Source organism: Methylobacterium sp. 1A (genome assembly GCF_058072805.1).
On record NZ_JBYQVE010000001.1, the window covers coordinates 741537 to 760830 of the forward strand.

The 19294-nt window shown below is 70.3% G+C and carries 29 protein-coding genes, 1 tRNA gene and 2 pseudogenes; 9 read left to right on the forward strand and 23 right to left on the reverse strand.

Features of this window, described 5'->3' with window-relative positions:
* Positions 1 to 28: 28 nt before the first annotated feature.
* The 4 genes from ACX9MN_RS03615 to ACX9MN_RS03630 form a co-directional block, all read right to left on the reverse strand.
* Entirely contained in the window at positions 29 to 784 is a 756-nt protein-coding gene (locus tag ACX9MN_RS03615; RefSeq protein ID WP_482959223.1) for an NADPH-dependent F420 reductase, read from the reverse strand.
* Entirely contained in the window at positions 774 to 1679 is a 906-nt protein-coding gene (locus ACX9MN_RS03620; protein WP_091924670.1) for an aldo/keto reductase, read from the reverse strand. The genes ACX9MN_RS03615 and ACX9MN_RS03620 overlap by 11 nt, the downstream gene beginning before the upstream one ends.
* 114 nt (positions 1680 to 1793) lie before the next feature.
* A complete protein-coding gene (locus ACX9MN_RS03625) occupies positions 1794 to 2132 on the reverse strand; it encodes a hypothetical protein (RefSeq protein WP_056521301.1) in 339 nt (112 codons plus the stop codon).
* 75 nt (positions 2133 to 2207) lie between these two features.
* Complete coding sequence (locus ACX9MN_RS03630) at positions 2208 to 2663, reverse strand: CHRD domain-containing protein (RefSeq protein WP_489723706.1); 456 nt, start codon at positions 2661 to 2663, stop codon at positions 2208 to 2210.
* A 259-nt stretch (positions 2664 to 2922) separates the two neighbouring features.
* Between ACX9MN_RS03630 and ACX9MN_RS03635 the strand changes: the two genes are divergently transcribed.
* Positions 2923 to 2999 (forward strand) — tRNA-Met (locus ACX9MN_RS03635).
* A gap of 268 nt (positions 3000 to 3267) precedes the next feature.
* Positions 3268 to 4376: pseudogene (locus ACX9MN_RS03640) on the forward strand (IS5 family transposase).
* A gap of 153 nt (positions 4377 to 4529) precedes the next feature.
* Here ACX9MN_RS03640 and ACX9MN_RS03645 read toward each other — a convergent pair.
* Both ACX9MN_RS03645 and ACX9MN_RS03650 read right to left on the reverse strand, forming a co-directional pair.
* Positions 4530 to 4907, reverse strand: coding sequence for a hypothetical protein (locus ACX9MN_RS03645; protein WP_489723707.1), 378 nt, complete (start codon positions 4905 to 4907; stop codon positions 4530 to 4532).
* Between the two features lie 239 nt (positions 4908 to 5146).
* On the reverse strand, positions 5147 to 5485 hold the full coding sequence (locus ACX9MN_RS03650; RefSeq protein WP_489723708.1) for a hypothetical protein: 339 nt from the start codon (positions 5483 to 5485) through the stop codon (positions 5147 to 5149).
* Between the two features lie 415 nt (positions 5486 to 5900).
* On the opposite strand from ACX9MN_RS03650, the pseudogene ACX9MN_RS03655 reads away from it, so the two are divergent.
* Positions 5901 to 6170, forward strand: a pseudogene (locus ACX9MN_RS03655) (DUF433 domain-containing protein); the annotation flags it as partial.
* A gap of 395 nt (positions 6171 to 6565) precedes the next feature.
* Complete coding sequence (locus tag ACX9MN_RS03660; RefSeq protein WP_489723709.1) at positions 6566 to 7312, forward strand: hypothetical protein; 747 nt, start codon at positions 6566 to 6568, stop codon at positions 7310 to 7312.
* 136 nt (positions 7313 to 7448) lie between these two features.
* Here the strand turns inward: ACX9MN_RS03660 and ACX9MN_RS03665 are convergent, their stop codons facing one another.
* Entirely contained in the window at positions 7449 to 7844 is a 396-nt protein-coding gene (locus ACX9MN_RS03665) for a hypothetical protein (protein ID WP_489723710.1), read from the reverse strand.
* 270 nt (positions 7845 to 8114) lie between these two features.
* On the opposite strand from ACX9MN_RS03665, the gene ACX9MN_RS03670 reads away from it, so the two are divergent.
* From ACX9MN_RS03670 to ACX9MN_RS03685, 4 genes are read left to right on the forward strand one after another with little or no spacing between them, the layout of a single operon-like run.
* Positions 8115 to 9809, forward strand: coding sequence for an AAA family ATPase (locus ACX9MN_RS03670; protein ID WP_489723711.1), 1695 nt, complete (start codon positions 8115 to 8117; stop codon positions 9807 to 9809).
* A gap of 21 nt (positions 9810 to 9830) precedes the next feature.
* Entirely contained in the window at positions 9831 to 10418 is a 588-nt protein-coding gene (locus ACX9MN_RS03675; RefSeq protein WP_489723712.1) for a hypothetical protein, read from the forward strand.
* Positions 10396 to 10752, forward strand: a complete 357-nt coding sequence (locus ACX9MN_RS03680; RefSeq protein ID WP_489723713.1) for a hypothetical protein — start codon at positions 10396 to 10398, stop codon at positions 10750 to 10752. The genes ACX9MN_RS03675 and ACX9MN_RS03680 overlap by 23 nt, the downstream gene beginning before the upstream one ends.
* A 5-nt stretch (positions 10753 to 10757) precedes the next feature.
* On the forward strand, positions 10758 to 11081 hold the full coding sequence (locus tag ACX9MN_RS03685) for a hypothetical protein (RefSeq protein WP_489723714.1): 324 nt from the start codon (positions 10758 to 10760) through the stop codon (positions 11079 to 11081).
* A gap of 148 nt (positions 11082 to 11229) precedes the next feature.
* On the opposite strand, the gene ACX9MN_RS03690 is transcribed toward ACX9MN_RS03685, so the two are convergent.
* Complete coding sequence (locus ACX9MN_RS03690; protein WP_489723716.1) at positions 11230 to 12183, reverse strand: BRO family protein; 954 nt, start codon at positions 12181 to 12183, stop codon at positions 11230 to 11232.
* A gap of 2 nt (positions 12184 to 12185) precedes the next feature.
* Entirely contained in the window at positions 12186 to 12851 is a 666-nt protein-coding gene (locus tag ACX9MN_RS03695; RefSeq protein WP_489723717.1) for a hypothetical protein, read from the reverse strand.
* A 163-nt stretch (positions 12852 to 13014) separates the two neighbouring features.
* Between ACX9MN_RS03695 and ACX9MN_RS03700 the strand changes: the two genes are divergently transcribed.
* Positions 13015 to 13245 (forward strand): helix-turn-helix domain-containing protein, encoded by a 231-nt coding sequence (locus ACX9MN_RS03700; protein ID WP_489723718.1) that lies wholly within the window; start codon positions 13015 to 13017, stop codon positions 13243 to 13245.
* Here the strand turns inward: ACX9MN_RS03700 and ACX9MN_RS03705 are convergent.
* From ACX9MN_RS03705 to ACX9MN_RS03770, 14 genes are all read right to left on the reverse strand, one after another.
* Positions 13232 to 13465 carry a hypothetical protein gene (locus tag ACX9MN_RS03705; RefSeq protein WP_489723719.1) on the reverse strand — a complete coding sequence of 78 codons (234 nt, stop codon included), beginning with the start codon at positions 13463 to 13465 and terminating at the stop codon, positions 13232 to 13234. The genes ACX9MN_RS03700 and ACX9MN_RS03705 overlap by 14 nt on opposite strands.
* Complete coding sequence (locus ACX9MN_RS03710; protein WP_489723720.1) at positions 13462 to 13629, reverse strand: hypothetical protein; 168 nt, start codon at positions 13627 to 13629, stop codon at positions 13462 to 13464. Before ACX9MN_RS03710 ends, ACX9MN_RS03705 begins: the two co-directional genes overlap by 4 nt.
* A 129-nt stretch (positions 13630 to 13758) precedes the next feature.
* Positions 13759 to 14364 carry a hypothetical protein gene (locus ACX9MN_RS03715; RefSeq protein ID WP_489723721.1) on the reverse strand — a complete coding sequence of 202 codons (606 nt, stop codon included), beginning with the start codon at positions 14362 to 14364 and terminating at the stop codon, positions 13759 to 13761.
* A 2-nt stretch (positions 14365 to 14366) separates the two neighbouring features.
* Positions 14367 to 14723, reverse strand: coding sequence for a hypothetical protein (locus ACX9MN_RS03720; RefSeq protein ID WP_489723722.1), 357 nt, complete (start codon positions 14721 to 14723; stop codon positions 14367 to 14369).
* Positions 14723 to 15022, reverse strand: coding sequence for a hypothetical protein (locus ACX9MN_RS03725; RefSeq protein ID WP_489723723.1), 300 nt, complete (start codon positions 15020 to 15022; stop codon positions 14723 to 14725). The genes ACX9MN_RS03720 and ACX9MN_RS03725 overlap by 1 nt, the downstream gene beginning before the upstream one ends.
* 1 nt (position 15023) lies before the next feature.
* On the reverse strand, positions 15024 to 15233 hold the full coding sequence (locus ACX9MN_RS03730; protein WP_489723724.1) for a hypothetical protein: 210 nt from the start codon (positions 15231 to 15233) through the stop codon (positions 15024 to 15026).
* Entirely contained in the window at positions 15230 to 15448 is a 219-nt protein-coding gene (locus ACX9MN_RS03735) for a hypothetical protein (RefSeq protein ID WP_489723725.1), read from the reverse strand. The genes ACX9MN_RS03730 and ACX9MN_RS03735 overlap by 4 nt, the downstream gene beginning before the upstream one ends.
* Before the next feature lies 1 nt (position 15449).
* Positions 15450 to 15629: a hypothetical protein gene (locus ACX9MN_RS03740; protein ID WP_489723726.1), complete on the reverse strand. Its 180-nt coding sequence runs from the start codon at positions 15627 to 15629 to the stop codon at positions 15450 to 15452.
* Complete coding sequence (locus ACX9MN_RS03745; protein ID WP_489723727.1) at positions 15629 to 16684, reverse strand: glycoside hydrolase family 108 protein; 1056 nt, start codon at positions 16682 to 16684, stop codon at positions 15629 to 15631. Before ACX9MN_RS03745 ends, ACX9MN_RS03740 begins: the two co-directional genes overlap by 1 nt.
* 1 nt (position 16685) lies before the next feature.
* A complete protein-coding gene (locus ACX9MN_RS03750) occupies positions 16686 to 16985 on the reverse strand; it encodes a hypothetical protein (RefSeq protein ID WP_489723728.1) in 300 nt (99 codons plus the stop codon).
* Positions 16985 to 17440, reverse strand: a complete 456-nt coding sequence (locus ACX9MN_RS03755) for a hypothetical protein (protein ID WP_489723729.1) — start codon at positions 17438 to 17440, stop codon at positions 16985 to 16987. Before ACX9MN_RS03755 ends, ACX9MN_RS03750 begins: the two co-directional genes overlap by 1 nt.
* Positions 17437 to 17694 (reverse strand): hypothetical protein, encoded by a 258-nt coding sequence (locus tag ACX9MN_RS03760; RefSeq protein WP_489723730.1) that lies wholly within the window; start codon positions 17692 to 17694, stop codon positions 17437 to 17439. The genes ACX9MN_RS03755 and ACX9MN_RS03760 overlap by 4 nt, the downstream gene beginning before the upstream one ends.
* Positions 17691 to 18101 carry a hypothetical protein gene (locus tag ACX9MN_RS03765; protein ID WP_489723731.1) on the reverse strand — a complete coding sequence of 137 codons (411 nt, stop codon included), beginning with the start codon at positions 18099 to 18101 and terminating at the stop codon, positions 17691 to 17693. The genes ACX9MN_RS03760 and ACX9MN_RS03765 overlap by 4 nt, the downstream gene beginning before the upstream one ends.
* 97 nt (positions 18102 to 18198) lie before the next feature.
* The gene (locus tag ACX9MN_RS03770; protein WP_489723732.1) at positions 18199 to 19149 is read right to left on the reverse strand and encodes a hypothetical protein; all 951 of its coding nucleotides are present in this window, start codon (positions 19147 to 19149) and stop codon (positions 18199 to 18201) included.
* Positions 19150 to 19294: the final 145 nt, after the last annotated feature.

The window sequence follows — 19294 nt, forward strand, 5'->3', positions numbered from 1 at the left end:
GGGCCCGGCAAGGGGCCGGGCGACGCGCCTACTTCGCCAGTCCGAGTTTCTCGCGCATCTCCGGCGCGGTGACGTCGTGACCGAAGCCCGGGCTGCCCATGGCGAACTTGTCGGCATCCTTGAGCGGGCCGACCACCACCGGGTCGAACCCGGCATCGCGGACGAGGCCCTCGGCGACCTTCAGCGCCTCCGGGTCGTCCCCGGCGATCGGGATCGCCATCCGCCCGCCCGCACGACCCTTGCCGCCGTCCGCGCCCTCCTTGGCGAAGATCTTGTAATTGGCCGCGTTGAAGGCGCGCACGATCTTGGCGCCGGGGAAGTACTTGGCCGAGGTCGCGCCGATCCCGCTGGCCTGGACCTCATCGTAGAGCGCGCCGTCGCGCTTCTGCGTGGCGTTGCCGGCATCGAGGACGACCTTCCCCTTGAGGGACGGGCCGATCTCCTTCGCGAGGTCCGGATAGGCCTTGTAGGGGACGGCGATGAACACGGCGTCGCCGAACTTGATCGCCTCCTCGGGCGTGCCGGCCCTGGCCTTGGGCCCGAGCTCCGAGACCATCGCGGCGAGCTGCTCCGGGTGGCGGGAGGCGAACATGACCTCGTGGCCGTCCTTGACCCAGAGCGACCCGATCGTGCCGCCTATGTTCCCGGCGCCGATCACGCCGATCCGGATCTTCTTCGCGCCGTCCTGGGCCGCGGCGGGCACGGAAGCGGGCAGAGCGGCGGCCATGGCGAGGCCGGCCGCGAGGGTGAGCGCCGCGCGGCGCGAGGTGAGATCAGACCGCATCGATGAACGTCTCCATCTGCTTGCGCTGCGCCGCGTCGGGAAGCTTGCCCCGCGCGGCCCCGAGGTTGTCCTCGACATAGGCGGCCTTCGCCATGCCGGGGATCGGGCAGGTCACGGCCAGGTTGCCGAGCACGTATTTCAGGAAGAACTGCGGCCAGCTCGCGCAGCCGAGATCCTTGGCGACCGCCGGCAACTCCTTGCCCTGGACCGCCTTGAACAGGCGATCGCGGCCGAACGGCACGTTGGTCATCACCGCCACGCCGCGATCCGCGGCCAGCGGGAGCACGCGCTCCGCGGCGGCACGGTTGTCGATGGCGTAGTTCACCTGGATGAAGTCGAGGCTCTCGCGCTTCATGACGGCCTCCAGGGCGTCGAGCTGGTTGTCGCGCCAGACCGTGACGCCGACGTACCGGACGCGCTTCTGCGCCTTCAGATCGCGCAGAACCGCCAGATTCCCGGTCACGTCGATCAGGTTGTGGACCGCCACCAGGTCGAGGGTGTCGACCTTCATGCGCTTCAGCGATCGGTCGAACTCCGCCAGCGTCGCGTCGCGGCCGGTCGTGTCGACCTTGCTGGCGAGGAAGATCTTCTGGCGCAGGCCGGGCTCCGCCAGGATCAGGCCGAGGACGTCCTCGGCGGTGCCGTAGCTCGGGGCCGTGTCGATCACCGATCCGCCGAGTGCGACGAAGGTCTTCACCGCCTCCTTCAGGGGCGCCACCGCCTCGGGCGTCGGCTCGACCTCGTAGCGCCGGGACGTGCCGATCCCGATGGCCGGAAGCGTCTCGCCGGTGGAGGGTATCGGGCGGCGGATCAGCGGCTCGGCCGCCGCGGCGAGGCGGCCGGCGAGCGGGGCGATAGCGGCTGCGGCGATAACGGCGCGACGGGATACGGGCATGGCCGGCCTCCGACGGATTCAGGACCCGCCGGGAGATAGGGCGCGTCCGCGCTCTGTGTATTCTTAATTCTCACGCTTCCGCGAGGGACGCGCGCTGCACCTTCGAGGCTCGGGCTAATCTTCCTCGGGCGGGTCCTCGAATTCCGCGCCCTCGGTATCGGGGGCGATGCGGAACCGGTACTCGTCGATCGCCAGGAACGCCCGGTGGGCGACCTGTGGGTCGATCCCGTCGCGGACGACCAGGGTCTGGAAGTCGATGAACAGGCGCGCGACGCGGGCCTCCTCCGTAAGGGTGGCCAGGGCGGACGAGCTCGCGCCGGCGCGCATCATGTAGCGCTTGGCCTCTCCGGCCGCGTCTGGCGCGGGCAGGACGACGACCTGCCCGGCGGTTTCCGGCTTCAGTTCCGCCCAGCGGACGGGCGTCCAGGCGATGATGGCGTCGGTGTGCTTCATCGAAGGCTCCGGCAGGTGGACGGGGATCCGCCTACCGGGCGCGGCCGGGAACGTCGAGGCTCCCGGCGTTCCGGATCAGGGTGCGCGCTCCATCTGGCCGCGGATCTCGCCCTTCGGGTTCGCGGCGGTGTGGAGGTTGAAGTAGACCTTCCCCGCCTCGAGATCGGCGGCCTTGGCATCGTCGAGGGTCGCCTCGCCGGTGAAGGGGCTGCTCGCCGCCGTCACCGGCACGAGCACGCCGGCATTCTCGCCCGCCTTGGCCGGCCCGTGGAAATGGGCGGCCGTGACCGGCCCGGTGAGGCCGCTGTACTGGCCCGACCAGCTCAGGCGCTTGGTGGCGGGATCGAAGGTCGCGGTGATCTCGCCCTTGCCGGAGGACGCGGTTGCCGGCACCTCGCTGCCGCCGGTGAGCGCCGCGCGGTAGGTGACGTCCTTGCCCGCGGCGAATGCCGGACCCGTGGCGAGCGGCACCCCGAGGACGAGAAGGGCGGCGAGGCTGGTGGTCCAGCAATGGCTCTTGCGCGCTGTCATCGAACGCTCCGCGATCTGACGGGCCGTCGAGCGGCCCGTGCCAAACCTAGCGGGCCGGGACGGGTCGGACATGGCGGACGGGCTGTCGCCGAGCGATTCTCGGTGACAGCCAAGCGTTTCCCTCCCGCGCGCGACGGCACGCGGCCTGCCCGACCTCCGGAGGCGCGATTTGCTCACGGGAAGACGTTGACACGGCACGCCCGCTCTTCCTATACCGCCGCCACTGCACGCATCGTCTCGATGGACGGTCGCGGCTCGTGGCGGGGTAGCTCAGCTGGTTAGAGCAGAGGAATCATAATCCTTGTGTCGGGGGTTCAAATCCCTCCCTCGCTACCAAAAATAATCTAAATAGTGCAGGCATTTACGTTCTAGGCCCTGGACCCATCGTCCGGGGCTTTCTCGTTCTCGGGCGGATCTCGGGCGGACTTTTTTGCACGCTTGCCGGGCGATCCGCCCGATTCCGAGCGTTCGGGCGGACCATCGGGCAGCCTCGCACCGCCCCTGTGTCCCGTTCCAGGGCACGGCCCAGCCGAACACCTCCAAAAACCTCGCGGTTTGAGCGGTTTCGTGGTGTGATGGCGTCGGCGGTCGGTGAGGTGCTGCGATGCGCGGTCAGCCCGGTTTTTCGACGTCGATGAGCGTCAGAAGGATCTCTCGGCCAAGGGCGACGCTCTGGAGCGGTTGAGCCGCATCGTCGATTTCGAGCTGTTCCGGGACGACCTCGCCCGTTCCGTGTCTCGTTCAGACGGATCGAAGGGCGGTCGTCCACCATTCGACCTCGTCTTCATGTTTAAGGTGCTGATCCTCCAGGCCAGCCACTCGCTGTCGGACGAGCGCACGGAGTTCCTGATCACGGACAGGCTCTTCTTCATGCGCTTCCTTTTCATGCGCTTCTTTGGGCTCGGGCTGTCCGACCCGGTGCCCGACGCCAACACGATCTTGACCTTTTGCGAGGCGCTCACCCGGGCCGAAATTGCGGGAAAGCCGGCCATCGCAGTTCTGTTTTCGGCCTACGAGGCGGCCCCGCGGCACGCAGGTTTACTGGCGATGGGTGGGCAGATCGTCGACGCGACCGTGGTGGCCGCGCCCAAGCAGCGCAACACCGAGGCCGAGAAGGCGGATCTGAAGGCCAGCCGTGTGCCCGACGCCTGGAAGGCCAAGCCGGCCAAGCTCGCTCAGAAGGACCGCGAGGCGCGCTGGACGATCAAATGGTCGAAGGCCACGCCGGCCGAGGACGGGGCGAAGCGCGTGGACATTGCCGTGCCGGCCTTCGGCTACAAGAACCACGTCGGCATCGACCGCCGTCATGGGCTGATCCGGGCCTGGACCGCCACCGACGCGGCTCGCCACGACGGGGCGCAGTTGCCCAACCTGGCGTCGAAAGCCAACACCGCCGGCGACGTCTGGGCTGACACCGCCTACCGCTTGAAGGCTAACGAGGCACACTTGGCGGGCAACGGCTTCCGCTCCCGCATCCATCGCAAGAAGCCACCGGGCAAGCCGATGGCCAGGAACGTCGCCCGGGCCAACGGTGAGAAGTCGAAGGTCCGCGCGGCCGTCGAGCATGTCTTTGCCCGGCAGAAGGGGCCGATGGGGCTCGTGGTGCGGCCCATCGGCTTGGTGAGAGCTCGGACGAAGATCGGCTTGGCCAACCTGTTCTACAACATGACCCGTGCGGTGTGGCTCATCGGCTACCACGCGAGGACTGCCTGAGGGTCGGGATCGAGGGCTTATCGCCCCGCCTGGGACCAGCGTGAGGACAGCATCAGATCGCCAAAGCGCTCAGCATCCCGCTGAACCCTCCCAGGGACCGCCGTCATCACGGTAATTGGAGGTCCCCAGCCGGTTGCCGGCGACGATCTGCGGTCACTCAGTCCAAGTGAGGCCGAGGCCGAAGGCGCGCCCGTCCAGATGCGCCTCCACCCACCGGGCGTCCGGATGCCGGTCGTAGACGTCGGCCGCGAACGTGGCCGCCTCCGCCGACTCGAACAGGTAGTATGCCACGGGGAGGTGCTCGGCCTGGCCCCGCTCCAAGATACGCTGGAGGTGCGCGACACCCCTGACGACAAGATAGCCGATCCCGCCGCGCTTCTTGCGGTACACGCCGATGACGACGGGGGCGCCGAAGAGATCGTTCATGTACGCGGCTGGGTCGCCGCCGGACCTCCTTAGCTCAGCGACGCGGCCCACGTGTTCGGCCCCCGTCGAGAACATGTTCGTCAGTTGCTGTTGGGTGAAGGGCATATCTGTCAGCCTCTTTAGACCGGCGGCGCCGGCGAGGCCTGCTGATATAAACACATCCCCTTTCACGAAGCTTAGCGAAAAAATGGATTTATTTGCAATAAATTGTAGTGATCTTGTCGGTTCATAGTATTTGGTCAAATTTGAGAGATGTTTCTGGATGTTTGTTCATTTTCGCGGGCGCACAGGGGGCACACAGACCGGTGGCGTGATCCCATTTTAAGGCAACCTCCGGATTTGCCTTAAACAGGCTTCACCCCGCCGGTGACCTCAGCCACGATGGAGTCCAGCGTCGAGAGCCTGGACGGCACGACGATCCGGGCCTCCGGATCCCCGGCGAGCGACAGGCCAAGCTGGAAGCCCCCGGGGGCGTAGACGATCACAGAGTTGAGCTCGGACACCCAGGCCCCCATCATCCGGATGGCCTCCGCCGCGAGGGCGGCGACGAGGCGTGCCTTGACAACCTCGATGTCCGCCGGCCGGGTCACCGGGGGCTTCGGGCGGTCCCAGTCCGGGTGAATGACAACGGCTTGGGGCAGCGGCAGGCGGAGGGGTGTCTCGGTGTAAATGCGCAGCCTCAATCCTTCCTGATGGCGTCGAAGATCCGGTTGATGCTGTCAAGGCGTCCGGCCTCACCCCGGCCGACGTGCCAGCCGCGGCAATGCTGGCAGCGGTAGGGGTTCACCATCCCCTTGCCGGCCCGCGCCATCCGCCTGGCGTGTACGACGGCCCCACCGACATCGGCGTGTCGGACCTTACCCTCGCAGGATCGCCGGCGACCCATGCCTCAGCCCCAGGCCGACCACACGGCCGGCAGGGCGCCCCCCGTCCGGATTCGAGCGCCCCGGACCGCCAGGCGCACTAGCGCGAGCTCGGTGTGCCCGCCCCGGGGGGCCAGGGATCCCGCCTCGTCGGCTGGCCTCTCTGGCACGTGCCACGGCACGTACTCTGACACGTGCCGCGGCACGTGCCGGGCTTGCTTCTCCGAGGGGGCGGATTCAGAATCCGTGGCATGCCCGACGATTTGACAGACGATCTGCGAGCCGCCGCCAATCGCCTGGACGCGCTCCAGGGTCGGTCCTCGAATGTCGAGCGCGCCTCCCCGAGCGATCCGATCGTCGTGCGCCGCCCCGGCGTCATGGAGGGGCCGCGTGCTTCCGGGGCACCCGCGTCAACGTCGAGACCTTGTTCGTGAACCTCGTCTCGGACGACTTGGACTCCATCGTGGATGAGAGCTTCCCTACGTTGGACCGGGACGACTGCATCGCGGCCCTGGAGCGGGGGGCCGTCCTCGTCGCCGAGGCCGGCCTGCTGACGCGCGAGGAAGCGCAACTCATGTTCGGCCTGCTGGCCAGCAAGTGGCACATCAGCCTCGACGGTTTCCTCGCCGAGTACCCGGAGTTCAACCGGGACCGCTGCGTCGCGGCGCTCCGGTACGCGGGGGCCGCACTCGCCGCCGAGGTGGAGTTCGAGCAACAGGCGGACCGCCTCGACGCGGCCGCCTCGCTCGCCGTGCGGATCCTCAGGCGAACCGGGCTCGGCGGCGGTTTCGCGATCGCGCTCTGCTCCGAGGCTGAGACGGAGGCGGACGTGTATCGCTGGCTGGCTATCTCCTCGGCGGGGATGCCCTGGCCCGGGCCGCCCGCGGGGAGGAGCCCTGAATGCCCGACGATGAGTATCCCCCCGACTCGATCCGCGTCCTCGCCGGCCTGGAACCCCGGCCCCAGGGCGAGCTGGTCGGCATCGAGCCTGAATACTGGTGGGCGAGCATCGACGGGGTGGGTCCCCTGCCCGTCGCGGTCTGGCGCGATGCCGGGGACTCCGAGGATCCGCCCCAGCCCTGGGGAGCCGAGCGCCTCGGCGTCGAGGGCGTTCTCTGGCCGGACCGCGTCCGCCTGATCGCCAGGGCGCTCCCCCCAGGCGGCCGGATCGCCCTGCCCGTCGAGGACCTCAGCGACCGCGAAACGGACCCGACCATCCCTCCCCCTGGTGACAACCCTCAGGGCTTGGCGACCTTCGACCCCATGGAGCACCCCAGCTATCGCACTGCGGCGCGAACCTTCCTCGACGGCTATCTTCAGAGCAGGGGCATCGCTCCCTGTGAATGGCCTGAGGATCAGGGGGCAGCCGATGTCGTCGGCGAGGCCCGCTACTCCGTCGAGGACGGCCCCGGCAGCGGCACCCGCGTCGAGCTCAGCGTGAGCGTGCTCGTTGGGACGGAGCGGTCCACGGTGTTCGTCGTCGACCCGCTGACCGGGCGCGCCCTTGCCCGCGAACTCGTCCATCACGGCGGAGAAGCCGGGGCGGCCGCCGTCGCGGTGTCTGCCGCCCTCCGGAGATGTCTGCCGGGCGCGCCAGGCGGCGTGGCCGGCGGATCCCGGGAAGCGGCGGGCGAGCCGATCGAGTAGGTCGGCTGAGGGTGCGGGGCGGCTCATAGGCATGCCTCCACCGTGCGGTCCAGCGCCGAGAGGATCCCCGTCGCGAGGACGCCCATCAGCAGTACGGCCGACCCGGCCGAGCAAACGATGAGGGTGAGCTCGCCCATCAGGCCGGGTCCCTCTGGAGGAGCCCGTGGCTCTCCAGGACGACCGTGACCGCCCCGGCGATCTGGCGATCGTTCAGGCCGTCCAGCCGGGCCCGGTCGAGGACCTGGCGGACGAGGCGGATGGGCGACGTCTGCCCGATGAACTGCCCGAAGAGCACCCGCTCGACCTCGGGGCGCGCGTCGGCGGGCAACTCGGCAAGCCCGTCGATGACCAGGTCGTGCAGGGTCACGACCGGCCGCATCAGGTCGGTGACGCCAGCCTCGACGAATGCCTCGACCGCCTTCTCTTCGCCGCAGCGCGCAGCGCGGACCACCTGACGGAATGCCGTCTGCGCGGCATCCGGCATGCGGTAGAAGTCCCAGGCCGACCTGTGCTCCCAGTATTTGTACGCCATCGCCCCCTCCTCGCCGACCAACCTCGCGAGGATACCACTCTGAGCGATTCGGAACGGCACAGGCAGGGCGCCCATCGCCCAGGGAAAACCTAACCCTGTCCGAGACTTCCGATTGCTTCGCGGGGCCGCTCCGGGCATGGTGGAGCCTCAACGGAAGGACGACCCCGTGACCCTCGCTCGCTGCTTAAAACGGATAGCCCGCCGCCCCGCCTGAGCCCCCGAGCTCGGCGCCCGCCTGCGCGTGCCCTCCGTTTCCAGCGAGCCTCCCCGATGTCCAAGATTTCCGACGCTGCCAAGCGCAGCGTGCGGCAGCACATTGCGCTGTTCCGCGACCCCCGTTGGCCGCACGACGACTTCCCGGTCCCGTCCACGCTAGATGTCCTCTCGGGCGCGGAGTTCGTAGGGGGCGACGTCTACGCCGACCTGAAGGCGGTCTGCCTGCCGCTCGTCGCGGAGGACTGCCCGCATAAGCTGCCGACGGAACTGGAGATCTCGCTCAGCGCTGCGGTCGCGGCGCCGACGACGACCGCCATCCGGAGGATCGAGCAGGCCTGCGACGACATCCTCGCGTTCGTCGAGGTCGGCAAGTCGACCGTTCTCGCCGAGACCGCCCGCGCCATCGAGGACCTGCACGACCGCTGCAACGTGTGGCTGGCGGCGATCGGCTCCCCGGAAGCGGCCCGGCGCTGCGCGATGCTGTGCGTCCGCCACGTCAAGAGCAGGCCGGTCACGGGCTACGTCGACTACATCAGCTACGGCCTGATGCGCAGCGCGATCGACTACCTAGCGACCGCGGACGCCCTCGATGGGCACGACGAGGACGAGGTCGATGTCGCGGTCTACCTGCCCGAGGGCAGGCACGTGCAGATCTCCATGACGACGCACCTCGCCCGCGGATTCGCGCACACCCTCGGCCTCGTCTTCGATGTCCTCGACGAGCCGCCGGTCCCCGCGGAGCCGTCCCTGGACGACCTCGCGGAGCTCAACGGCATCGTCTCCGAGGATCGCGCCGGGATCCAGCCGTTGCCGCGGATCATGGAGGATACCCGCGAGGACGGGGAGACCTACTCCGACCCTGTCGAGGACCTGCCGACGGTCCCCACGGCCATCCTCGTCGGTGACGTCAGCCACGTGAAGAAGGGCCAACGCGGCGACGATCCCGTCAAGGAGGCCGAGGCGATCGTGCGGGTGGCCCTGCCGCTTGTCACGCCGCCGGCCGACCTCGCGGCGATCCGGGCCGAGCTGCTCGCTGACTGCCCCCACGGACAAGCGATCATCGACAGGCTGCTGCGCCCGCTCGCATCCCAGGCCGTCGTCAGGAATCCGCCGCTGCTCCTCGTTGGCGAGCCCGGCGGCGGCAAGACCCGGCTGGCGCGCCGCTATGGGGAGGTCCTCGGCCTGCAGCCGGCGGTCTACTCCATGGCCGGGGTGACGGACTCTGTCTCGATCGGCGGCGTGGCCCGGGGGTGGAGCACGGGCGGGTTCTCGGCCCCTGTGCGCGAGCTCATCCGGACCAGGATCGCCAATCCGATCCTTGTCATCGACGAGGTCGATAAGATCGGCACGTCCAGGCACAACGGGAACGCCTGCGACGCGCTCATCAACCAGCTCGGCGTCGAGACGGCGGCGCGCTACCGCGACGTCTATCTCCAGGCCGACGTCGACCTGTCGCACGTCCAGTGGATCCTCACGGCCAACACGCTCGACACCGTCCCCCGGCCGCTTCTCGACCGATGCGTGGTCCTCCGGCTGGACGAGCCGGGCCCGGAGCACCTGCGCCAGCTAGCGACGTCCATCCTCGCGGATGTCCGCGCCGACCGGGGCCTCGACGAGGCATGGGTGCCCCCACTCGATGGGATCGAGTGGGCTGCCCTGCAGGAGCATTGGCCGGGGGGCAGCCTGCGCGCCCTGCGCCGACTCGTTGAAGCGGCGATCGATGCCCGCGACGCCGGCCCCCTGCAGTGATCCTTGGCGATGGAGACCGACATGACAGACGTGATCCGCGTCGAGGCGCTGGCTTTTCTCACCGGTGCCCTGGGCGAGAACAGCGCCGGCATCAGCAACACCGGTATCGACATGACTGGCGCCGGGCCCCGCGTCAGGTGGGACGTGCCCCGCCTCTCGCGGCCCCGCGTCTCAGACCGCGGCCGGGTCTACCGAGAGGGCGTCTCGGAGCTCGTCTCGCGGATGATCGCCCTGCGCTGGCAGGGCAGCCAGTCGCCTCGGGTACCCCCGAAGGAGAGCTACCTACAGCTGCATGACGACTACCCCGGCGTCTTCACGACGACGCTGGAGACCTCGTCGGGATGGCACTGGATGCTCGCAGCGGCGGCCGAGTGGATCCTGGAGGACGGCAACCCGGCGGCCGCCGGCCACGTGACGCGCCAGGTGAAGAGCAAGTTCGCGGAGTTGCGCTGGTACGTCGGCGGCCCGACGTCCGAGCGGATGCGGGAGATCATCGTCGCTGCGGAGTGGCTGTCGGGTGCCGTCTGCGAGACATGCGGCGCGCCGGGATCCCTGCGCCGAGGCGGCTGGGCCGTGACGGCGTGCGATGAGCACGCCCGGAAGCGCTGACGTCTACCGGAACCTCACCCGCGGGTCTTGGAGTGTCCGCGTCGAGGGCCGGGTCGTCGGTCACGTCCCAGCGATCGCCCTGATCGGCGTGACGCTCCGGGCTTCGGACGCGGCCCGCCTGCGGTGCCTCCGGACCGGGGCCCGGGACGTCCACGCTTGGGCCCGGGGCCTCCCCCTCGTCGGCGTGCCCCGGCCGGGCGGGGCCGTCCGATTCCGCTACTGCCTCTGCCAGCCGGGATTCCGCCTCCCGGACGGCTCCTCCCTCATCGCGGCGGCCGCCGTCTGGCTCGAAGCCGACGGGTCCGCCTGGTGCCTCGCCCCCAGACAGGAGTGACCGTCATGCGTACTATCGCCCTCGCTGCTGCCATCGCCGCCGCCGGCCCCCCCGCGCTTCCCGCCCCGGGGATGTACTGCCCGGTCGGAGAGGGCTACGGGCCCGTCTTCGTCGGCCCCGCGCCTACGGACATCTCCGCAGATGGGATGGAGTGCCATGACGCGCGCGTGGTCGCCGGCAAGATCCGGGCGACGTGCTTCACGAACTCGGCGAGCGACACGGGCGGGACGTACGCGCTCGACATCGAAGTCCTGCCGACGGGCGAGCTTTCTCGCTACGGCACCCTGTTCCGGCGGGTGCCCCGCCCCGGCATGTGCCCCGCGAAGTGAGGGAGGACATCAATGACCGAGGACCTGGTCGAGATCCTGACACCCGACGGCTTCGTGGGCTTCTAGGGCAAAGGAAGCAAACGGCGTTTCGGTATCATTACGTTGCATCGGTCCGCGGGGGCGGCGCGGGGCCGCCCCCGGGCGTGGTTCAGGCCTTCCTCGGCTTGCGCAGGTCGAGGCGGCCCTGCGCGAGCTCGGCTTCGAGGACGCGCTGGCCGGCGGGCGTGATGACGAGCTGCCGGGTCTCGACGACCTGCCCCGCGACGTCGACAACGCCCATCGCGTGCTCGACGAAGCCTCGCTCCTGCCCCCAGATCGTCGCCATCCAGGATCCCCGCTTGCCGATCTCGCGGCTGTTGCGCCGGCAGATCCAGCCTCGCCGGTCCAGCAGCTCGAACACCCTCTTCGGCTTCAGCCGGGTGTCGCGGGCGAAGTCCGTGATCGTCTTGGATCCCCTCGCGCCGGCGATGCGCTCGTAGGCGACCGCCTTGGGTTGCAGGACCTCCACGCGGGCCGCCGAGGCCTCCGCGCGGTGGGTCACGACGGTCAACGCCTTGCCCATGTCCAGCATCTCCTGATTCGAGAGGCAGGCCACGTCCTCGGCCTCGATGCGGGCCCGGCGCTCCGCCTCGGCGATGGCGCGGAGGCGGTCGACCTCGTCGAGCTTGCTGACGAGGATGCGGCGCAGGACCTGGTTATCGTCGAGGTCTGGCGCCCCGTACGAACCCCGGCGCCGGACCTCGGGCAGGACCTCGGACGTCACGAAGCGCCGGAAGCGGTGTGGGACCGTTCCGGGGGTCGTGGCCCCCCGGCAGCGGAGGATAAGCGTGTAGAGGCCGCTCTCGCTGATGATGGAGACTTCCTGGGGACCGCCAGGGGTGTCGGTTAAGGCGACCCCCTTCTCGTCGGCGTCGAGCTTCTGGATCGCGTCGCGGTGATTGGCGATGTCGAGGGCCGCGCAGGCCTCCTTCGCGACGAACCAGGGCGCGCCGTCGCGAATGATGACGGTGAGCGGCCGCAGGTTGAACCTGAAGCCCAGGGCCTGGACGGACGTGGCGGTCGGGACGGGGGCGCCCATCAGGGCGGGGGTGAGCGCGTTCATGATCAGGCGACCCTCGGACCGGGGTTGGTGGGCTGGGCGGTGTCGACGGCGAGGCACACGAAGGTGAGCTCGTCCGGGAGCAGGAATCCTGGGCGCACGTGCGTCCCGACGACGAGGGCGCGGTCGACGCCGGGCGTGCCCTCGACGTACCGGCTGGCCTTGGCGATGCTGGACTTCCCGACGCCGCCGGGGGCGTAGAGCCACGGTAGGACGCGGCCGTCGGCGAGCTCGACCCAGCCGTCGAGGTCGTGGGTGCGGGAGTAGAACGCGACGGCCTTGGCGGGGCGGGCCCCGGGGATGAACAGGCCCGGGTTCTGCCTGAAGGCGCCGCACAGCATCGTCATCATGACGGCGTCGACCTTCTCCTGCTCGATCTCGCAGAGCAGGTCCCGCGTCTCCTCGATCGGCATGGCGCGGTAGGCCCGCTCCATGACCATCGAGTGCAGCTCGTGCAGGAACGTCGCCGGCCGGGTGCGCAGCGCGGCGTGGGTCTCGGCCGGGGTCAGCTCGGCGAGCAGGGCCTGCCCCTCCAGGAAGCGGGCCTCGTTGACGAGCTCGGCCGCGCGCAGGGCCACGGCCTGCAGCTGGTCGAGGGACGTCATGCTCAGGAGGTCGAGGGGACGCGCGAGGAGCGTGTCCATGGTATGCTGCGGGATGGGTTCGGACATCGTGGGTCGCTCCGTGGTGTCTGAAGGCCTCCGGGGCTCCACCCCCGGGGGCCGCCTTCCGTTAACCCCTCGGTAACGAATCGACGGCACACACAGCGTACGCCTTTGCAGTTGGACTGCAAAATGCCCTGGCGGTTTCCGCGGGCCCGTGGCACGCTTAGGCATGATCCCGACCTCCACGCAGTTTCGAGCCGCCCGCGTCCTCCTGGAGCTCAGTCAGGACGAGGCGGCCGCGCGCGTCGGAGTGTCCGTTCGGACGCTGATCACCGTCGAGCAAGGCGGCGGATCCCGCTCCACGAAGGAGCGGGTCATGGGCGGCTACATCGGCGAGGGGATCGATTTCTCGACGTCCGAGGACGGCAGGACCGTGTCGGTCGGCCTCAGGCGGCGGTGAGGGTACTCACCCGGCGAGTACCCTTCGCGGGCGAATCGGTCAGCCCGATCCCGACATAGACAGCCCGGCCGGCGACGCGCCCCAGCACGGCGGCGATCCTGTCCCGGGCATCGGCCTTCTCATCCATTGAGTAGCCCCGGATGGGCTCAGGGCCGCCCATGCTGCGCAGCAGGTCGACCTGGCGCGCGAGGGCATGCCGATCGGGTGCGGGCAGCGTCACGGGCGATCCCCGGCCGAGGCCGCGCGCAGGTCCTGGACAGCGCGCTCCAGGGCGGCCTCCCACGCCCCGGGGAGCGCCCGGTCGGCGGGCAGCTCCATGGACCGGCGACGCCCATCGACCAGGGCGGCCGCGGCCGCGATGACGGCGGCGACTTCCGGGCTCACCGGCGGGCGCGGCCGCGGCGCCGAGGGTAAGCTCGACGTGCGGGGCGACCGAGGCGGTGGTGTCCACCCGTGGGGCGCAGGCGCCGAGGCAGAGGGCAGCCGCGAGGGCCACGGCGAGCAGGATCCTGGTCACTGGTTCACTCCACGTCTGAGCACGCCCAAGGCGTCGCGCATGCTCCGCGTCATCGGGGCGTTCCCCGGGGGGCCCTCCCCCTTGCCGGCGGGCAGGCACGCGACCCGGGCGATCTTCGCGGATTGGGTCGCCCGGCGCGCGGCATCGAGGGCCTCGGCGTAGCGGGCGTCCGAAGCGAGGTTGTCCCGGCCGCGCTTGTCGACCTCGGCCGCGAGGCGGGCCTCGGCGCGGTGGAGGCGGCCGGCCGCGTCGGCATTCCCGTTCGCCAGGGCCTCCCCGGTGGTGGCCTTGGCCTGCCATGCGGCGGTGACGCCGGCCTGCGCGGCCTCGCCCTTCCGGTAGGCGTGCCACGCGGATCCGAGCACCAGGCCGAGGAACAGGAGCGCGCCGACACAGGCGAGCGCCACGTCGACGGCGAACCGGGGGCGCCGGGTTTGGGCCCTAACAGCGGCCCCTGCCGCGGCGGAGATGGTCTCGACTGCACCGCCGGCGACGGCCTCGACGGCGTCCACGGCCGGGGCGAGACGGGGCCGCGGAAGGGCGATGGCCGGGAGCTTGGGACGCCAGGCCAGGACGGCCCGGATGGTGGCGATGGCGTTCATGGTCAGGCCTTTCCCTTCCGCTTGGCGCGCCGGGACGCGACCTTCGCGAGCATCAGCTCGCCGTGCAGTCGCGTGGCGATGTTGGTAGACTTGGCGAGCTTGGCGCCCTGCATCGCCACCAGCTCGTCACGGGCGTCCTCGTAAGCCGTCTGGACATCCTCGATCCCCGCCGTGGAGAACCGGGTCTGGATGTCCTCGACCCTGCGGGTCATCCCGACGGCGGGCTTCTCGGCTGGGACAGGGGCCGGCTTCGACCTGGTGCCCCAGACCTCTGCGGCGAGCTCGCTGGCCAGCATCGGGATCCCAAGGGCCATCCCGGTCCAGAAGGCGGCGAGCTTGAAGGGGTTCAGGGCGTCCATCAGGAGCGACCCTCCGCGACCTTCTTGGAGATCCGCCCGGGCAGGCTCGGGTCCGTTAGCTCGACAGGCTTCCACGGACCGTCCGGCCAACCTTGGACATCCACCGACAGCACCTCGCAACGGGATACCTCTCCGTCCGAGTAGACGACCGAGCGGACCTTGAAGCTGCGACCGGTGTCCATCGGCTCGCCAAGGACCTCCCGTCCGTCAGGGCCCGAAGCCTTGAGGATCAGGCACGTGGTCTCGCCGAAGACCTGCTCGATGAGGGTGGCGGGCGTACATTTCATGGCGGCGTCCATGTCAGTGCACCTTCCTAGCGGCGGCCTCGGGCGAGGCGGGGGTGAAGGGGTGGGCCTCGCCGTCGTGATCGACTGTGAAGGCGGGCAAGCCCTGGCAGTGGCAGGGCTTCCGGTGGGCGCGGGCCCGCAGCACGGAGCAGACCTCGGTGACCAGGTGGTCGAACGCCAGGTAGGCGAACAGCGCGACGAGGCAGATAGCGGTGGAGGTCACGAGGCGGCTCCTGTCGGCTCGGTGGGCGGGGTGAGAGGCTCCCAGGGGCCGCCCTGGACGGCCTGGACGTCGATCGCCTGCACGACCTGCCCGCCCAGGGCGCAGGTCACGCGGATCGTCCGCCCGGTCCGCATCCAGTGGCCAGGGTCCGTGGGGTGGGGCAGCTGCTCGTCGAACGTGACGACGTAGGAGGCGGGCGCGGGCGCGTCGGCCATGTCAGGACCCCTTCTTCCGCGGGGCGGCCGGGGCCGGCATGGTCGGCAGCACCGGAGCGGGCCCCGGCGCCTCGGACGGGCACGCGAATCCCGGCCGGACGCCGCCCGACGGCGTCGGCCACGCCAGGCTCAGGCAGAGCCGGAACGCCAGCGGCAGCGCGAGGGGCAGCGGGCTCGTCATCAGGCCGCTACCGTCTCGGCCGCGACGGCGTGCTCGACGTGCGTCGGCTCGGGCTCGGCCGGCAGCTCCGGCAGGTCGTGCTCCTGGATCGAGACGATCGCCGGATCCGTCTCTGCCGCCGGCGGGATCTCCGTCCCGGCCGGAAGCTCGGCAACGTTGCCCTCGACCAGCGTGGCAGGGGCCTCAATCGAGGCCCCTACAGGATCCGGGGCCCGGGCGGCGCGCGGCACACGCGGGATGTCGCCGTTGCCCTGCGCCAGCTGGACGGCCTTGGCCAGGCCGGCCAGGATCCCGATGACCGTCAGGATGGCGAACGCCCACTTGAACATCAGCGCGATGTCCTGGAGGGCCGAGATCGTCGTCGCGTACTCGGAGGCCTGCTCGCCGACGGCCGAGGCGAACGAGAGGATGACGGCCTTGCCCGGCAAGGTGCGGGACACCGCGACCTTGCCGCCGACGCCCCGGGCCGACGGGGCCGTCTTGGTCGGCGGCAGCGAGAAGGCGTAGACGTGGGACTGGGTGGAGGCGAGCCGCTCGGCCGCGTACTGGACCTCGGAGACGCGCCGGGCCCAGCCCTTGCCGTACCGGCCCCACCCGTCGAGCGTGCGCAGGTACTTGAGCCGCATGGCCGACAGGTCGTCGACTAGGCGGGGGACGTCGTTCACGCCGCGCAGCGCGTCGAGGGTCTTGGCACCGATGCCGCCGTCGATGTCGCCGGCGTACAGCCCGCGGGCCTTCAGGAGCGTCTGTAGGAACCGCGCGGCACGCCCGGCGCCCGAGTTCACGGCGAAATCGAACAGGGCGTAATCGAGCCCGGCCGGCAGCAGGTCGCCGCGGATTCGATCCCAGAACTCGGCCCTGTAGATGGCCGTGGCGTCCCAACGGGTCAGGTGGCGGACATCGTCGGCCGAGACCGCATGCCCGAACCACGCGGCGAGGGTCGCCTGCGTGATGCCGAGGTTGGTCGGCCCGCCCTTGTCCTTGGGGTCGTTCACGTACCCGCCCTCGTGGGCGAGGACGTAGTCGATCGCAGGGTTGAAGGTGCTGCGCGCCATGTCAGGTCCTCGGGCGGTTGCGGCGGCCGGGCTGGGCCGGCAGCGCGTCGCGCAGCAGGTCGCCGTGCTCGTGGAGGGCCCGGGTCAGGTCGGTGCCGGTCCGGACCAAGGTGAAGCCGAGCTCGCGGTCGGTCTCGGACAGGGCGGCGCGCGGGGGCTCCGCGGTCGCGGCGGCCGGGAGCTTCCGGAACCGGCCCCACAGGTAGAACATCCCCGTGCCGATCCCGCCGGCGACGATGCCGAGCGCGTTCAGGACGTCGGTAGGGATCGCGACGAGCAACGCGTACGCACCGGCCAGCATCAAACGGTCTCCCGGCGGTGAATGGCGGCGCGCTGGTCGTTGCGGCCCTGGTCGAGGAGGGAGCGCCCGGCGGCGTAGACATCGAACAGGCCGAGGGCCGCGTAGACGAGGACGCCCGTGTTCACGCCGGGGTAGGAGTCGTCGGAGAAGAGCCGGGACAGCGAGAACCACACGACCGCGCCGGCCGCCGCGCCCGCGAACCGCAGGGTCGGCGAGCGTCGCCAGTTTCCGTTCACCCACAGCCCGATCATGCGGACCACGGCGACCAGCAGCAGGCCCATGCCCCACGTCCCCTCGGGGGCGACGGCGGCCATGTTCACGAAGACGGGCCGGCTGAACGTCGAGCCCGGCAGCAGCAGGGCGATCGAGAAGGCGGCCAGGATCATCGAGGCCAGCCACTCGCCCTCGCGGGACACGTGCGGGACCCGGTGAGGGTTGTAGGGGCCCCAGGTCATGCCTTCACCTCGGGCTCTGCGGCGGGGGCCGGGGCCTCGGGCTCGGCCGCCGGGGCGGGCTTCGCCTTCGCGGCGGCCGCGGGCTTCGCCGGCTCGGGCTCGACGATGTCGGCGTGGCGGACGATGCCGCGCTGGCCGCAGCGGCCGCAGTGGACCTCGGACCAGTCCATGCCGGCGCCGAGGAGCGGGCGGATCCCCTCGCGGCAGGCGGCCAGGCTCTCGCAGCCCTCGAAGCTGAAGGGAGCGTCCGTCATGGCCTGTAGTCCGCGTGGAGCACGCACCGGGCCGTCGAGGCCGGGGCCTCGTCTGGGGCCCGAGGTTCGCGCATCTGGTTCTTGGCCAGCACCGTCACGACGGCGCCGTCCCGGATGACGAGCTTCAAGCCGTTGACGATGACGGCCTGCGCCTGGTTGGCGACCCCGATGCCACCGAGCTTCGACAGGGTCTGGCGGACCCGGCGGACGTTGACCCCGCGGCGGCCGAGCTCGGCCAGCGCCGAGGTGTCGTCCATGCCCTCGTCGACGATGACGCCGACGGCGCGCTCGGCGAAGCGCCGGACCGCGTGGTCGGTGGCCCGGGCGCGGATCCCGCGGGGATTGCCGCGCTGGGGCTGGCTGACGAAGGTGGACGGCACGGTTGCCGGCGTAGGGGCTGGGGGCACGGGGATCGCTCCTGTGCCCCGAGCGTCCCCCCGACCGCGGTATTCGGCTAGCCGCGGTTCCCCATGTCGTGGGCCTCCCGGTCCCGGCCGGGGGGCGTCAGCGGAGGTAGGTGCCCTTCTTCATCATGTGCGCCAGGTTCTCGTTCAGCTGCTGGCTCATGATCTCCGGCACGCGCGAGGCGGCGTCCGAGCAGGCCTCATCCCACGGCTTCTGAAGGATGGGCTTGTACCGGGCCTTGTCGACGGCGAGGAACAACACCCTGGGGTGATCCGTGTCCTTGAGCCGGCGCCCGATCCGACGCAGGTCGCCGCCCCGGGTCTGGATGACCGTGTCGAGGGCCGAGTGCCCCCGGTGGAGGACGTCCTGCTCCGTCACGGGGACCCGGGGCGGCCGGGCGATGAACCCCTCGTGGGCCTGCCCGTGGATCTTGATGGCCCCGTAGTAGACCCCCCACCGCCCCTGCGTGCCAGACTTCCTCGGCGCCCGGTCGGCGGCCGTTTCGCGCACGAGTCTGCTGAGGAAGGCACGGGGCACGCCGCCATCCTTCGTCGGCCTCACGCCCTGGGTCTTGGTGATGTTGTCCCACCAGGGGATCAAGATCTTCCGCTGCGCCATGCCGACGTCGCCGGGCAGGCGGACGTTGTCCTCCATGCCAAAGAGGTACTTGAGGTACGCCGACTGCTTGGGCTTGACGTAGACCTGGGCGAACACGTCCTCCGCGTTGCGCTCGCCCCGCTCCAGGGCGCTCAGCTCCGACTTGCTGAGGCCCTTGTAGGCGACCGCGGACTCGGTCCACGGAGACCGCCGCTTCAGCTTGTTGTAGAAGCGGAGGCGGATGCCCTGAACGGCCGTCTTGGCGACCTCATCGACCGCCCAGCCCGCGGCTCTGCGGCACTTGGCCATGTCCCGGGCATGGTCCCCCATGCCGACCGTGGCGACGAATTGGTCGCGCCACCTTTCGATCTCGCTCGCGAGGTCTACGGCGAGGTCAACGCCCTCGAAGTCGCCGAAGTTGAAACCGGAAGAAGATTGCTTGCGGCGTACCATGCCGGGGAGGCTGGCATGCCGGGCGTGTCCTGGTCAGCGCCACGCGTGGGCCCGACATGACAACGCCCGCCCCGGCGGACCGGCTGCGGGCGTGTCGGATGTGCTGCATCCACCTCGCTGAAGGCCGGTGGACTATACTGCCCGG